General features: G+C 34.4%; 14 protein-coding genes. 12 read left to right on the top strand and 2 right to left on the bottom strand.

What is annotated here, in order from left to right:
* Positions 1–14 precede the first annotated feature (14 nt).
* The 9 genes from folD (at position 15) to spo0A (ending at position 8819) form a co-directional block, all read left to right on the top strand.
* On the top strand, positions 15–872 hold the full coding sequence (gene folD / locus C794_RS09970; RefSeq protein ID WP_017796994.1) for a bifunctional methylenetetrahydrofolate dehydrogenase/methenyltetrahydrofolate cyclohydrolase FolD: 858 nt from the start codon (positions 15–17) through the stop codon (positions 870–872).
* The gene (xseA, locus tag C794_RS09965; RefSeq protein WP_017796993.1) at positions 862–2229 is read left to right on the top strand and encodes an exodeoxyribonuclease VII large subunit; all 1368 of its coding nucleotides are present in this window, start codon (positions 862–864) and stop codon (positions 2227–2229) included. Before folD ends, xseA begins: the two co-directional genes overlap by 11 nt.
* The gene (locus tag C794_RS09960; RefSeq protein WP_017796992.1) at positions 2204–2440 is read left to right on the top strand and encodes an exodeoxyribonuclease VII small subunit; all 237 of its coding nucleotides are present in this window, start codon (positions 2204–2206) and stop codon (positions 2438–2440) included. Before xseA ends, C794_RS09960 begins: the two co-directional genes overlap by 26 nt.
* Complete coding sequence (locus C794_RS09955) at positions 2437–3321, top strand: polyprenyl synthetase family protein (protein WP_017796991.1); 885 nt, start codon at positions 2437–2439, stop codon at positions 3319–3321. Before C794_RS09960 ends, C794_RS09955 begins: the two co-directional genes overlap by 4 nt.
* Position 3322: 1 nt before the next feature.
* Positions 3323–4132 carry a TlyA family RNA methyltransferase gene (locus tag C794_RS09950; RefSeq protein WP_017796990.1) on the top strand — a complete coding sequence of 270 codons (810 nt, stop codon included), beginning with the start codon at positions 3323–3325 and terminating at the stop codon, positions 4130–4132.
* 20 nt (positions 4133–4152) lie between these two features.
* The gene (gene ahrC / locus C794_RS09945) at positions 4153–4602 is read left to right on the top strand and encodes a transcriptional regulator AhrC/ArgR (RefSeq protein ID WP_011066272.1); all 450 of its coding nucleotides are present in this window, start codon (positions 4153–4155) and stop codon (positions 4600–4602) included.
* A 27-nt stretch (positions 4603–4629) separates the two neighbouring features.
* The gene (gene recN / locus C794_RS09940; protein WP_017796989.1) at positions 4630–6324 is read left to right on the top strand and encodes a DNA repair protein RecN; all 1695 of its coding nucleotides are present in this window, start codon (positions 4630–4632) and stop codon (positions 6322–6324) included.
* A gap of 254 nt (positions 6325–6578) precedes the next feature.
* The gene (gene spoIVB, locus C794_RS09935) at positions 6579–7784 is read left to right on the top strand and encodes a SpoIVB peptidase (protein WP_017796988.1); all 1206 of its coding nucleotides are present in this window, start codon (positions 6579–6581) and stop codon (positions 7782–7784) included.
* Positions 7785–8036: 252 nt separating this feature from the next.
* Positions 8037–8819, top strand: a complete 783-nt coding sequence (gene spo0A / locus C794_RS09930) for a sporulation transcription factor Spo0A (protein WP_017796987.1) — start codon at positions 8037–8039, stop codon at positions 8817–8819.
* Positions 8820–9285: 466 nt separating this feature from the next.
* Here the strand turns inward: spo0A and C794_RS09925 are convergent, their stop codons facing one another.
* Positions 9286–10668 (bottom strand): aspartate kinase, encoded by a 1383-nt coding sequence (locus C794_RS09925; protein WP_017796986.1) that lies wholly within the window; start codon positions 10666–10668, stop codon positions 9286–9288.
* A gap of 89 nt (positions 10669–10757) precedes the next feature.
* Positions 10758–11006 (bottom strand): DUF2627 family protein, encoded by a 249-nt coding sequence (locus tag C794_RS09920; protein ID WP_017796985.1) that lies wholly within the window; start codon positions 11004–11006, stop codon positions 10758–10760.
* A gap of 138 nt (positions 11007–11144) precedes the next feature.
* Between C794_RS09920 and C794_RS09915 the strand changes: the two genes are divergently transcribed.
* From C794_RS09915 to buk, 3 genes are all read left to right on the top strand, one after another.
* Positions 11145–13196 carry a sigma-54 interaction domain-containing protein gene (locus tag C794_RS09915; RefSeq protein ID WP_017796984.1) on the top strand — a complete coding sequence of 684 codons (2052 nt, stop codon included), beginning with the start codon at positions 11145–11147 and terminating at the stop codon, positions 13194–13196.
* Between the two features lie 176 nt (positions 13197–13372).
* Positions 13373–14467 carry a Leu/Phe/Val dehydrogenase gene (locus C794_RS09910; RefSeq protein ID WP_017796983.1) on the top strand — a complete coding sequence of 365 codons (1095 nt, stop codon included), beginning with the start codon at positions 13373–13375 and terminating at the stop codon, positions 14465–14467.
* Between the two features lie 27 nt (positions 14468–14494).
* On the top strand, positions 14495–15571 hold the full coding sequence (gene buk / locus C794_RS09905; protein WP_017796982.1) for a butyrate kinase: 1077 nt from the start codon (positions 14495–14497) through the stop codon (positions 15569–15571).
* Positions 15572–15575: the final 4 nt, after the last annotated feature.

The following is a 15575-nucleotide window of genomic DNA, read 5'->3' as shown; positions in this document are numbered from 1 at the left end:
GGAGAGAAAAACCAATGACTACGTTGTTAAATGGCAAAGAATTATCTGAAGAATTAAAGCAAAAAATGAAAATAGAAGTAGATGAATTAAAAGAAAAAGGTCTGACTCCACATTTAACAGTAATATTGGTTGGAGATAACCCTGCTTCCAAATCCTATGTAAGAGGAAAAGAAAAAGCCTGTGCGGTGACAGGGATTTCTTCTAATTTAATTGAACTGCCTGATGATACTACTGAAGAGGAACTGTTAAGTATCATTGATGAACAAAATAACGACGATAGTGTTCATGGCATTTTAGTTCAGTTACCATTACCAGATCAAATGGACGAACAGAAGATTATACATGCAATTTCTCCTGCGAAAGATGTAGATGGATTTCATCCTATTAATGTTGGAAAAATGATGACGGGTGAAGATACATTTATACCATGTACTCCGTACGGTATTTTAACGATGTTGCAATCAAAAGATATCTCTCTTGAAGGAAAGCATGCTGTTATTATAGGCAGAAGTAATATTGTTGGAAAACCAATTGGATTGCTTTTACTACAGGAAAATGCAACAGTTACGTATACGCACTCACGTACAAAGAACTTGCAAGAAATTACAAAACAGGCAGATATACTAATTGTTGCGATGGGACGAGCTCATGCAATTAATGCTGATTATATTAAAAAAGATGCGGTTGTAATTGATGTAGGCATTAATCGTAAGGATGATGGAAAACTTACTGGAGACGTAGATTTTGAAAGTGCAAAAGAGAAAGCATCTTTCATAACTCCTGTACCACGTGGTGTTGGTCCAATGACGATAACCATGCTATTAAAAAACACAATTAAAGCTGCAAAAGGATTGAATCACGTTGAAAGATAAATATTTGACGGTAACAGCCTTGACTAAATATGTAAAAAGGAAAATGGACTCTGATCCACATTTGCGTGATATTTGGTTACGAGGGGAAATTTCAAATTTTAAGCACCATAGTCGAGGCCACATGTATTTGACGATAAAAGATGATTCTGCTCGTGTTCAGGCGGTTATGTTTGCTTCCAGTAATCGTAAGTTACTCTTTCATCCTGAAAATGGAATGAACGTCCTTATTCGTGGTGAAATAAGTGTATTTGAAGCTTATGGTCAATATCAGTTGTATATTCATGAAATGGAGCCTGACGGAATCGGTTCATTGTATCAAGCATTTGAACAATTAAAAGCAAGATTACATAAACAAGGATATTTTGCAGAGGAATATAAAAAATCAATTCCTCGTTATCCAAAAAGTATTGCCGTGATCACTTCTCCAACTGGTGCAGCAATCAAGGATATTCTCATAACAATGAAACGCCGTTATCCTTCTGTAAAAATAACGGTTTTTCCAGTACTTGTTCAAGGAAATCAAGCTCCAGCATCTATCGTTCGAGCCATACACCAAGCAGACGATCTATCGTACGATGTTATTATTGTTGGGAGAGGCGGAGGATCGATTGAAGAATTGTGGAGTTTTAATGAAGAGGAAGTTGCAAAAGCAATTTTTGAATCGAAAACGCCAATTATATCCGCTGTTGGACATGAAACAGATACAACGATAAGCGATTTTGTAGCTGATTTACGTGCTCCTACACCAACTGCAGCCGGAGAATTAGCAGTACCTTCCCAGATCGAACTTATGGATAAAATAGAGATACAAAAAAGGCAGTTAGCACAGCAGTTAAAGCAATATATTAATCAGAACAAAACAAGACTTCGTCAATTAAGCCAAACCTATGCGTTTAAATATCCGCATCAATTAGTAAAGCAAAAGGAACAACAATTAGATTCAACCATGGATAATCTTCAACGAATAATGAAAACAAAAGTTTCTGATGACAAATTAACACATGATCACTTAAAAAAAAGACTATCCAGTCAACATCCACAAAGGGAACTTAAATTAGCTCTTGATAAATTACGTCAATTACACTCCCTTCAAAATAAGACGATGAATAATTATCTTGAACAACACTCTCAACGATTATATTCGCAAATAGATAAATTAAGTTTGGTTAACCCGTTAGAAATTATGAAAAGAGGATACGCATTACCATATGATGAAAACGGGGAGTTAATAAAATCAGTTAAAAATGTGAATATAAATGATACGATACAATTAAAGGTTGCAGATGGTGAAGTGGTTGGAAAAGTATCCGAAATTAAGGAGGCGACAGAGAATGGCAACGAAGGATTTAACGTTTGAACAAGCCATAGAAAAATTAGAAGGAATCGTTTCTAAATTAGAAGAAGGAGACGTTCCACTCGAAAAAGCTATCGAATATTATCAAGAAGGTATGAATCTTTCTAAACTTTGTAGTGAAAAGTTGAACCATGTACAAGATAAAATGGTACAAATAATGAATGAACAGGGAGAATTAGAGCCTTTTGATATACAGGAGGATCCGTCGTCGTGAATGAAAACTTACAAAGATATTTGGATGAATATCGTGACAAACTAGAACAAACATATAATGCTTATTTTTCACAATTAGATATTCCAACCAATCTAAAAGACTCCATGTTATATTCGTTAAAAGCTGGTGGAAAGCGACTAAGACCGATATTAATGTTTGCTAGTTATGAGGTTTATGGAGAAACACTGGATAAAGTTATGTCTTCAGCAGTAGCATTAGAAATGATTCATACGTACTCGCTCATTCATGATGATTTACCAGCGATGGATGATGATGATTATCGCCGAGGTAAATTAACGAATCACAAACAATTTAATGAAGCTACAGCAATACTGGCTGGAGATGCATTACTAACATATAGTTTTCAATTGATTAGTTCGGACGCACTACTCTCTTCAGATGAGAAAGTTCAATTAATACGTATTTTATCTGAAGCAAGTGGACCTGCTGGGATGGTTGCTGGTCAAATACTGGATATGGAAGCAGAAAAACAAGCTGTTTCATTAGATGAAATGGAAGAAATTCATGCATTGAAGACCGGCGAGTTAATTCGATTTGCCATTTTTGCTGGTGCATATCTTGGTGGAGCAACAGACAATCAGTTAAAACATTTAACTGATTATGCCTATTATTTAGGGCTAATATTCCAAGTACAGGATGACATCTTGGATATTACTGGAGATATATCGAAAATTGGAAAACCTGTCGGTAGCGATGAACTAAATGAAAAGAGCACGTACCCGAAACTATTAGGATTAGATGGCGCTATCGAGCAGAAAAATCAATATGTAAAAAAAGCTTTTAAAAGTCTACATTTAGCTGGGGCAGATAATTCTTTACTTACCGAATTAACAAAGTATTTCAGCGAGCGAGATCATTAAAATGAAAAAGAAAAAAAGAGCTGATGAGTTACTTGTAGAACGAGAGTTAGTAGAGGATATTGAGAAAGCGAGAAGGTCTATTATGGCTGGAGTTGTTTATACAGAAAACGATAGAATAGATAAACCGGGAACTATTATTTCTAGTGAAACCCCGTTACGTGTAAAACATAAAGATAATCCCTATGTTGGTAGGGGCGGAAAAAAGTTAGACAAGGCATTGCAGGAATTTGATGTAAATGTATCTGGTAAATTGTTTATGGATGTTGGCTCATCCACGGGAGGGTTTACGGATTGTGCATTACAACATGGCGCAGTTAAAAGCTATGCAATTGATGTTGGGTACAATCAATTAGATTGGAAGCTTCGAAATGATAACCGTGTTATTGTAATGGAACGGACAAACTTTAAAGACGTTACACCTGAGTTATTAAATGAAGGTCTTCCTAATTTTGTATCTATAGATGTTTCATTTATCTCCTTAAAGCATATATTCCCAGTCCTTAATAAGATTCTACAACCAAATAGTGATATAATTGCACTAATAAAACCACAATTCGAGGCAAAACGTGAACAAGTAGGAGAAAAAGGAATTGTTCGTGATCCAGCGATACATCATGAAGTCTTAGATAAAGTGATAGTATACGCAAGGCAGAGCGGTTTTTCTTTGTTGAATTTAACTTACTCACCTATTACGGGTACAGAAGGAAATATTGAGTTTCTGCTACATTTAGGATGGGAAAAAGAATACAATATGGATGCGTCTATATCCTACGAACATGTTATAGAAGAAGCACATATGTATTTGAGTTAAGGAACTGAGGAGGTGTAATCATGAGTAAATTACAGCGGCATATTAAAATTAGAGAACTAATCACAGAGAATATAATTGAGACACAAGATGAATTAGTCGACTCCTTAAAAGCGTTAGATTTTAATGTTACTCAAGCAACCGTTTCACGCGATATTAAAGAACTACAATTAGTAAAAGTTCCTACAACAACGGGGCAATATAAATATAGTCTACCGGCAGACCAACGTTTCAATCCATTACAAAAGTTAAAACGACTTATTGTTGATACTTTTGTAAAAATTGAACATGCTAGTCATTTTATTATTCTTCACACATTACCTGGAAATGCGCATGCTGTTGGTGTATTAATTGATAATCTAGACTGGGAAGAGATTATGGGGACAATTTGTGGGGATGATACATGTTTAATCATTTGCAGAACTCCTGAACAAGCAGAAATGATTAAAAATCGCTTTATTGAAATGTTATAAGTTAGAAACAATGGGGTGGATAGAAAAGTGTTAACCGAATTATCAATTCAAGATTTTGCTATTATCGATGACATATCTATTACTTTTAATGATGGATTAACTGTATTAACAGGTGAAACTGGAGCAGGTAAATCCATTATAATTGATGCGATTCAATTGTTAGCAGGTGGGAGAGGATCGGTAGACTATGTTAGACATGGTACGAAAAAAGCAACAATTGAAGGATTGTTTTTTATTTCGAACAACCATCATCCTATATATCGTACAGGTAATGAATTTGGGATAGAAATACAAGATGAACAAGTAGTATTACAACGTATCATTACTTCTTCTGGTAAAAGTATTTGTCGTGTTAATGGCAAGTTAGTTACATTAGCAATATTACGTGAATTTGGGAAAACATTAATCGATATTCATAGCCAACACGAGACTCAGTCATTAATGGATGTTGACCATCATATTGACTTTCTAGATATGTACGATTATAAGGCAATTGAAGAGACAAAGACAGAATACAGGAAAATATATGATGCGCTTGAAACAGTAAAGCGTAAGTATCGCAAGCTAAATGATAATGAACAAGAGATGGCACAGAGACTTGATTTGTTACTATTCCAACAGCAGGAATTGGAGCAAGCACATTTACAGCCTGAAGAAGATAATGAAATAGAAGAAGAAATTCATCAGCTTGCAAATTATGAGAAACTTCATAAAGCATTAAATGATGCTTATTATGCCTTATATGGCGAACAACGTGGTCTTGATTTTGTTAAACAAGCCCAATTAGCATTGGACAGTAATCAAGATGTCGATCCTTTTATTACTGAAAAAAATGAAGAAATTGCAAACCATTTCTATGCTTTAGAGGAGTTAGCATATTCATTACGAAATCATTTAGATGAGCTTCAATATAATCCCGAACGATTAAATGAATTAGAGCAAAGAAAAGATGAATTAAATAAGTTAAAACGCAAATACGGAACGACAGTAGAAGAAATGTTAGCTTATTTAGCAAAAATTGATGAAGAAGTAGAACAGATTACAAATCGTGATACACATGTTAAGGCATTAGTTGCGGAAATAGAAGAACTGGAAAAAGATGCAATGTTAGAAGCCGAACAGCTTCATCATTTACGCAAATTGGCAGCAGAAAACTTGGTAAATGAGATACATCAAGAGCTGAAAGATTTATACTTAGAGAATGCATCATTTGCGATTGATTTTGAAGATGCCGCACCACTTAAGTTAACAAAAAAAGGGTATGATAAAGTCCGTTTTTTGATTTCGACGAATGTTGGTGAACCGTTAAAAGACCTGTCTAAAGTAGCATCAGGTGGAGAATTATCAAGATTTATGCTTGCACTTAAAAAGATATTTTCGAAACATCAAGGCATTACCAGTGTTATTTTCGACGAAGTGGATACGGGAGTAAGTGGACGGGTTGCGCAAGCTATTGCTGAAAAAATGCATCAAGTATCTATAGATTCTCAAGTTTTATGTATTACTCATCTTCCCCAAGTAGCGGCAATGGCAGATACACATAAGTTTATTCGTAAAAATGAAAAAGCGAATCGAACGTATACGAGTGTTCAGGAGTTAAATGAAAGTGAACAAATCGATGAATTGAGTCGCATGATAACAGGTACCAAACTTACTGATACTGCAAAAAATCATGCAAAAGAAATGCTTGAGCTTGCTTCAAACTTTAAAGTGAAAAATTAAAATAAATAGGATAAAATCAGCCAAAAACCGGAAAATAAACTTACCGGTTTTTTTATTTTACCTCGATTAACAAATATAACTAAACTTCTTATATGCATATAGCTGATACATCAAGCTATGTAAGCTATACAACCTCTTTTACAGGAAAAGATACACATTTCACATAGGTTGTTCCAGTTTAAAGATTTGTCGATTGCAGAAATTATAAGTACATAAAAAGAACAAATCGATGGTTGAAAGAGGAGAGTGATGACGTGCAAAATAGACCAAAAAACTTCATAAAGCGATTTGTACTATTTTTAGTAACTTCCTTTATACTTTCTTCTATGTTTATTTTTCCAGAAATGACCATAGCTGATCATATAGATTCAGAACTAGTCCAGTCGACTAGTGCAACGAAAGAAATTCAAAAAATCTTCCCTTATGCTGTTCCAGCACCAAAAAAGAATAATGAGGAAGAACCAATTCGAAATTTGCAGGATGTTAAAGTAATTCCTGGGGGACAGTCAATTGGAGTTCAACTAGAAACAAAAGGAGTTCTCGTAGTTGGTCATCATTTGGTAAATGGAAATAAAGGGGATATTTCACCAGGGGAAAAAGCAAAGATTAATGTAGGTGATGTTATCGTTAAAATAAATGGTGAACAAATTAAAGAAATGAATGACATTAAATCTTATGTAGAAGAAGCAGGGAAAAGTAAAAAAATGATGGATGTTACCGTAAAAAGAGGCAAAGATACAATTGACACGAAACTTGAGCCTGTATTAGATGAAAAAGAAAAACAATACAAAATAGGGCTTTATATTAGAGATTCAGCAGCTGGTATAGGTACGATGACATTTTATGATCCGGTAAGTGGAAAGTATGGTGCATTAGGTCATGTGATCTCTGATATGGATACAAAAAAACCAATCGAAATAGAAGATGGGTCCATTGTTCATTCTTCAGTAACTTCGATTGAAAAAGGAGATAATGGAATTCCTGGAGAAAAACAGGCAAGATTTGAAGAAGCGGACCATCGAATTGGTTCTATAAAAAGAAATACAGATTATGGGATATTTGGTGTGCTAGAGAAAGAAATTGACCATGAGAAATACAACAAACCTTTTCCGGTTGCATTATCACATGAAGTAGAGGAAGGACCAGCAAAAATTTTAACAGTCATAAATGGAGAAGAAATTGAGGAATTTGATATTGAAATTGTAAGTAGTGTGCCGCAAAATAATCCATCTACAAAAGGAATGGTTATTCAAATTACAGATCCAAAATTATTAAAAGAAACAGGTGGAATTGTTCAAGGAATGAGTGGAAGTCCAATCATTCAAAATGGAAAAGTAATTGGGGCAGTAACTCATGTTTTTGTAAATGATCCAACATCAGGTTACGGTGTTCATATTGAATGGATGTTGCAAGATGCAGATATTATACCGCACCGAGATGAAAAACAAAAAGTTGCTTAAAAAATGCTTGTAGTGGTTAATCCATTACAAGTATTTTATTTTTGCTTTTAAATGAAGTACAACTACTGACAATTAAAGATTTTTCGACAACATTCTTTTTTTAATATCGAATCATATCGAAAACATGAGAAAAACGAAGTATAATTGAATAAATTTAAAATAATTTAAAGTTTTTTAATTAAAAAGAGGATATTTTATACTTTTGTAGAATATGTAAATTGTGGATCAAAAGATAAAGGGAGGAAATAACTGGTGGAGAAAATTTCTGTATGTTTAGTCGATGATAACAAAGAACTTATTGAGATGATGGAGGATTATTTTACCGATCAACATGATATTGAAGTTATTGGAACTGCTTTTAATGGAAGAGATTGTATTAGTATGTTGGAGGAAAAAAATCCAGACGTATTAATATTAGATATCATCATGCCGCATATTGACGGATTAGCGGTATTAAATAGCATTAAATCGATGGATTTAGCTTCGAAGCCGAATGTAATTATGTTAACAGCATTTGGGCAAGAAGAAGTGATGAAAAAAGCAGTCGATTTAGGAGCGTCTTATTTTATTCTGAAACCATTCGATTTATCAAATTTAGCAGATCAAATTCGACAAGTTCAAGGAACGAAAATAACGTCCAGCCCGACAATATCTAAAACAACGAAAGTAGAAAAAAAGAAACAGGATCTTGAAGCAAATATCACGAATATTATTCATGAAATTGGAGTTCCTGCACATATTAAAGGTTATATGTATCTAAGAGAAGCGATTACAATGGTATATAATGACATTGAATTGCTTGGTTCTATCACAAAAGTACTCTATCCGGATATAGCAAAGAAATTTAATACTACTGCCTCACGGGTAGAAAGAGCGATTCGTCATGCTATTGAAGTAGCATGGAGTCGAGGAAATATTGATTCCATCTCTGCACTATTTGGTTACACCATTAATATTTCAAAAGCTAAACCAACCAATTCCGAATTTATTGCAATGGTGGCTGATCGGTTACGATTAGAACATAAAGTTAGCTAAGTCGTTTGTATGTTGTACATACGCACAATAGGGCGATAAACTATGTACGAAAAAGAAAAGATAAGACGTTCTTCTTAATTAGATTGACATCTGATGGAGAGGGACGTTTTGTTTTGTTAATTTTTTCTGTGCTTTGCATAAGCTTACTACATAACCAATAACTCCTAATAAATAACCAATTAAAGATCGGAAGTGAGGGGGTATGAAAGTTTATATCAAAAATAAGTTCAATTATTGTAACGATTACACAGCCGATTATCATTACTAAAGGCATTGATAAAGAGCGTGTGTCATTTGTACTTTCAATTACTCACTCTACAACCTCCTTTTAATCATTTTGGAATGGAGAAAAGCATTGACGAGAATACGGTACCTAAAAGGTGAATTATTCCCGTAGATGCTGTATCACTTTATTGCTTACTTACCCTATTAAAAATGGTGCAACAAATAAAAAAACACCACTGCATTAAACAGTGATGTTTTCTATCTTTTGGCTCACTTCAAAAAACTCATGATATAGTGATTGAATAGCTTTGTCAATATCTTCGGCATGAATTCCAAACATCATTGATACTTCTGAGGAACCTTGATTAATCATTTCAATATTTACTCCTGCTTTAGAGAATGATGAAGTAGCTCTGGCAGCGACTCCAATCGTATTTACAAGACCTTCACCCACTACCATAATAACAGCTAAGTCTCGATGAATACTAACTGTATCAACATGTAGTTCATTTTTAATACGGTCAATCACTACACGTTCTTTTTCTGGAGTAAATTTGTGGTCTCTAAATATAACAGACATATCATCTATTCCTGATGGAGCGTGTTCAAATGAAATGCCTTCATCTTCAAAAATATTGAGTAGTTTACGACCAAACCCGACCTCTCTGTTCATAAGGAATTTACTCACATAAAGACTGCAAAATCCAACATCACTCGCAATTCCTACCACACAATTGTCTCTCGCATCACGCTCTGATACGATCATTGTTCCAGGGGCATTAGGATTATTGGTGTTTTTGATACAAACGGGAATTTGTTCACGAAAAGCAGGAATTAGTGCTTCATCATGGAAAACGGAAAAGCCAGCATATGATAATTCACGCATTTCTTTATATGTTAACACATTAATTTCCTTAGGATTATTTACTATTGTTGGATTAACCGCATATACAGAATCAACATCAGTAAAATTTTCATATAGAGATGCTTTTGTTCCTGCAGCTAAGATAGAGCCAGTAATGTCCGAACCACCTCGAGAAAATGTAACGAGCTCTCCATTTTCTGCATATCCAAAGAATCCTGGAACGACAACTACTTTTTTAATATCACGTAGTTTTTTAATAATCGGAAAACTTTCAGGGAGTAATTGTGCATGGCCAGGTTCATTGCTAACAAATATACCTGCATCCTTCGGGTTCATATATGTAGCTTCGATACCTATATGTTGAAGGTACGCACTTACTATTTTTGCAGAGCTATCTTCACCAATCGCTTTAATTGCATCCATTAGTTGATCTGGAGTTAATTTCTTGTCTAAATCTTCCTTAATTGTTTGTTTAATGTCATCAAGTATACTGGAGTGTAAGTTTAAATCTTCTACTATTTCTTTGAAACGCTCTAATATAATTGTTAACGTCTTCTCACTTTGCTCGACTTGGTTTCGTTGATAGCTTGAAGCAAACTGTATTAATAGATCAGTAATTTTGACATCCTCTTTAAATCTTTTACCTGGTGCGGATACAACAACAACTTTTCTGGAGGGATCCGCCTTGATAATATTTGCTACTTTCTGAATTTGTTCTGCATTTGCTACTGAGCTTCCTCCAAACTTTGCTACTTTCATTTGTAATGATCCCCCTGTATCGAATTTATTTTATTAATATAACATATTTTATGGAAGATTAAAGTAATTTTAATGAAAAAAGACGGAAATTATCCGTCTTCTTTTGTGTCAATATACTGCTGTTGTCGTTTTTGCTTTTTCCTATCTCGATAAATAATGAATCCACCTAAGAATGCTACTCCTAATATAAATAGGATAAGTCCGACTATAAATTGAATACTACCATAGAAAAAAATTGCATAGAAATCATCAAACAACGTATCACGCATTAGTTTTATGCCAATTGCTGCGATAATACCAGGAATAAATATAACAATAATAGCTAGTAGACGTTGCATCGGTTAACTCCTTTATGTAAATACATATTCACCGTAAGTATATCAAATTCTAGAGAAAATAGAAAAAATAACAGTTTGCTAATAAATGCAGAATATCATAAGATGTAGATATGCAAAATAATGCAAGGTGGAGAGATGATGAAACAAGTATTAATTGTTGGTGGAGGTAAAGGTGGTACTGCATTATTCAATTTACTGCAGGCAACGAGTCGAATGAGCATAAAAGCAGTTGTAGATTCAGACTTAAATGCTCCAGCTATACAACTGGCAAAAAATGCAGGTATTCCAGTAAGTGCTAATTGGAAGGATTGGATTTTTGAAGAAATTGATATTGTATTAGAAGCTACGGGTGTTGAAGAGGTATTAGATGAAATAATTGATGTACGACCGAGAAAGACCGTAGTAGTTCCGGGGGCAGTGGCTAATATAATATCTGAATTACTTTATGAGAAAGAATACCTTGTTGAGAAAGTAAAATCACAAGCCAATAGATTGGAGCTTATCTTAAATCATATTCATGATGGAATGATTGTCATTGATAAAAATGAAAAGGTAGAACTATTAAACAAACGAGCAGAGCGGATTCTAAATAAAAATGAGTCTGATTATAAAGGAAAGCATATTTTTGATCTGTTACCTTCGAGCAGGTTACCAAATGTATTGAAATCTCAAAGAAGAGAATTAAATCAAAAAACAATATTAGATAATGGAAAGAAAGTAATATCTACTCGAATCCCAATTATTAGTAAAACTGGTGACTTAGTAGGTGCTTTTGCAGTATTTAAAGATATTACAGAAGTTGTTAAGCTTGCTGAAGAAAATACAGATTTAAATGAGATCAAAACGATGCTTGAAGCAATTATAAAATCCTCGGATGAGGCAATTAGTGTAGTAGATGAAAAGGGAAATGGTTTAATCATTAATCCTGCTTATACTCGAATTACCGGATTAGCGGAAGAGGATGTTATTGGAAAACCGGCTACTGTAGATATCGCTGAAGGAGAAAGTATGCACTTGAAAGTATTAGAAACTCGGCGAGCAGTTAGAGGTGTACATATGAAAGTCGGTCCTCATAACAAAGAAGTTATCGTTAATGTTGCACCTATAATCGTACAGGGGAAAATTAAGGGTAGTGTTGGGGTTTTACATGATGTATCAGAAATACAATTATTAACAAAAGAATTAAAGCGTGCTCGGCAAATTATCCGTAATTTAGAAGCTAGATATACATTTGACGATATAATTGGAACCTCTTCGGAAATGAAGCTAGCACTGGAACAAGCAAAAGTAGGTGCGAAAACACCGGCTATTGTATTACTTCGTGGAGAATCAGGCACTGGAAAAGAATTGTTTGCTCATGCGATTCATAATGAAAGTGATCGTAAGCATAATAAATTTATTCGAGTAAATTGTGCTGCACTATCCGAATCCCTATTAGAAAGTGAGTTATTTGGGTATGAGGAAGGAGCTTTTACAGGTGCAAAAACTGGTGGAAAAAAAGGATTCTTTGAGGAGGCGAATGGCGGAAGTATTTTCCTAGATGAAATAGGTGAATTGTCATTAACCATGCAAGCCAAATTACTTCGTGTACTTCAAGAGAAAGAGGTAGTTCGTGTAGGTGGATCTACTCCTATTTCTATAGATGTACGAGTTATAGCAGCAACGAATGTAAATCTAGAAAAAGCGATTATGAATCGATCGTTTCGAGAAGATTTATATTATCGAATAAATAAGCTGCCAATAACCGTACCTGCAATAAAAGAACGAATATCAGATTTACCTGAGCTTATACAACATATCATTTATAAAATGAATAATGAATACGGAAGAGATGTCGAGAGAATATCAATGAAAGCTACTGAACAATTAATGAAGTATCATTGGCCTGGCAATGTGCGAGAATTAGAAAATGTAGTCAGTAGAGCGATGATATTTATGGATAATACAGAAAAAGTACTTGATGTGGAGCATTTACCTAATACCATTTCTAATAAACAGGAAGATGCATTTGTAAATGTAACAGCAGAAGGGGATATAGTGAAGTTACAAGATGCATTGGATATTTATGAAAAACAGTATATTAATATGGTGTTTCAACGATGCAATAAAAATAAAACGAAAACAGCAAAAGAATTACAAATTTCAGTGCGTAACTTATATTATAAGTTGGATAAGTACAATCTTGAATAATTTTTCCTGCAAAAAATTGCAGGAGTGAAATTTCTTGCGTATTTATATTGTTTTACATCCATATATACTTGATATTTTAGTTGGCATACAATTTGCTAGTTACTATTGAAAGGAGTGATGTAGACTAAGTGTACCGATTTAATCGCACTGTGAATTCACTTTTAGGAGGATTAATAATGGAAATCTTTACAAGCTTACAAAAATATGACTATGAACAATTACTTTTTTGCCAAGATAAAAACTCAGGTTTAAAAGCGATAATTGCTATACATGATACAACACTAGGTCCAGCGTTAGGTGGAACGAGAATGTGGACATACAAAACAGAAGAAGATGCAATTGTAGACGCCCTGCGACTGGCAAAAGGAATGACATATAAAAATGCTGCTGCTGGATTAAATCTCGGTGGTGGAAAAACAGTAATTATTGGTGATCCAAAGAAAGATAAAAACCCCGAAATGTTTCGTGCATTTGGTAGATACATCCAAGGTTTAAATGGTCGTTATATTACTGCGGAAGATGTTGGGACTACAGAAATAGATATGGACCTCATTCATTTAGAAACAGATTTTGTAACGGGTACTTCTTCTTATTCAGGTGCATCCGGCAATCCATCTCCAATTACAGCGCTAGGTTTATATCATGGCATGAAAGCGACTGCCAAAGAGGCTTTCGGAACTGAGTCACTTGAAGGTAAATCTGTGGCAGTTCAAGGTGTTGGAAATGTAGCATATCACCTATGTGATTTTTTACATAAAGAAGGTGCAGACTTAATTGTAACGGATATTAATAAAGAGTCTGTAAAACGAGCAGTAGATGATTTTGGTGCAAGGGCTGTAGACCCAGATGAGATTTATGGAGTAGAGTGCGATATTTATGCTCCGTGTGCACTAGGAGCTACAATTAACGATGAGACATTAGACAAGTTAAAAGCAAAAGCCGTAGCAGGATCTGCTAACAACCAATTAATGACAACAAAACATGGTGATATGTTACATGAACGAGGAATTGTTTATGCACCAGATTATGTTATTAATGCGGGTGGAGTTATTAATGTTGCTGATGAATTGGTAGGTTATAACAGGGAAAGAGCAATGAAAAAAGTAGAAATGGTTTATGACAATGTAAAAAAGGTGTTTGAGATTTCAAAAAGAGATAACATACCTACACATGTTGCAGCAGATCGAATGGCAGAAGAACGCATTCAATCAGTACGTAACTCTAGAAGTCAGTTTCTACTAAACGAAAAACATATATTGAAATTTAATTAAGAAAGACAAGTCGTTGGAGGTTGTCTCGTGCAAACAAATAGAAGAATATTGGTGATTCAGCCAGAATTATACGCAACAACTATCGGCGTGTTTGAAAACGAAAGGCTTCTGTATGAGCAAACAATTCATCACAGTGAAGAAGAGCTAAATAAATTTACTAGAATAATGGACCAAGTTTCTCATCGAAAACATACTCTTTTGCATCAATTAGATCTTGATGGTATAAACATATCAAAATTTAGTGCCGTTTGTGGAAGAGGTGGTTTACTCCAACCTATAACGGGTGGAACATATGCTATAAATGAAAAAATGCTTTATGATTTAAAAACAGCTGCTTTTGGAGAGCATGTCTCTAATTTAGGTGCAGTTATAGCGGATAGTATTGCTAAAGGATTAAACATTCCAGCATATATCGTTGATCCCCCTGTTGTCGATGAAATGCAGCCAATAGCCCGTATATCGGGAATTCCTGAAATTGAAAGGAAAAGTATATTTCATGCTTTGAACCATAGACAAGCAGGAAGGTTAGCTTCCAAACGTCTAGGAAAAACGTATAATGAGCTGAATCTCATTGTAATTCATATTGCACGAGGCATTACGATTGGCGCACATAGAAACGGGAAAATAATTGATGTTACTAATGGATTAGAAGGGGAAGGACCTTTTACTATTGATCGTTGTGGAGGTATTCCTATTGGAAGGATTTTACAATATGGGATAGGAAAATCTGATCAGATCGAGGATTGGGAACAGAAATTAATAAAACAAGCTGGCTTAAAAGCATATCTTCACACCGAGGATCCTAAGGTTATAGAATTAAATTTATTAAAAGAAGATCCTTGGACAATAGAAGTTATGCAAGCATTAGCATATCAAATTGCAAAAGAAATAGGTTCAATGAGTACAGTTTTAAATGGAGAAATAGATGGCATAGTTTTCACGGGGAATGTAGAAGAAGATGATTTTGTAATGAAAGAAGTCATTACAAGAATTAATTGGATTGCAGATATTATGGTTTTTCCAGGTAATAATGAATTGGAGGCTATGAATGAAGGAGTTCTTCAAGTAATTCGAGGAGAAGTCCCCGTGAAGACCTACCCGTAAAAAG

The organism is Oceanobacillus kimchii X50 (genome assembly GCF_000340475.1).
In the GTDB taxonomy this organism is placed as follows: Bacteria; Bacillota; Bacilli; order Bacillales; family Amphibacillaceae; genus Oceanobacillus; species Oceanobacillus kimchii.
Note: the sequence above shows the minus strand (reverse complement) of the source record. Positions and strands in the feature narration are given on the sequence as shown.

What these genes read in the sequence shown, in the direction of transcription:
- ahrC (WP_011066272.1), top strand. Translation starts at nt 4,153, where the DNA reads ATGAGTAAATTACAGCGGCATATTAAAATTAGAGAACTAATCACAGAG.
- C794_RS09950 (WP_017796990.1), top strand. Translation starts at nt 3,323, where the DNA reads ATGAAAAAGAAAAAAAGAGCTGATGAGTTACTTGTAGAACGAGAGTTA.
- C794_RS09920 (WP_017796985.1), bottom strand. Translation starts at nt 11,006, where the DNA reads ATGCAACGTCTACTAGCTATTATTGTTATATTTATTCCTGGTATTATC.
- C794_RS09915 (WP_017796984.1), top strand. Translation starts at nt 11,145, where the DNA reads ATGAAACAAGTATTAATTGTTGGTGGAGGTAAAGGTGGTACTGCATTA.
- C794_RS09910 (WP_017796983.1), top strand. Translation starts at nt 13,373, where the DNA reads ATGGAAATCTTTACAAGCTTACAAAAATATGACTATGAACAATTACTT.
- folD (WP_017796994.1), top strand. Translation starts at nt 15, where the DNA reads ATGACTACGTTGTTAAATGGCAAAGAATTATCTGAAGAATTAAAGCAA.
- C794_RS09960 (WP_017796992.1), top strand. Translation starts at nt 2,204, where the DNA reads ATGGCAACGAAGGATTTAACGTTTGAACAAGCCATAGAAAAATTAGAA.
- C794_RS09925 (WP_017796986.1), bottom strand. Translation starts at nt 10,668, where the DNA reads ATGAAAGTAGCAAAGTTTGGAGGAAGCTCAGTAGCAAATGCAGAACAA.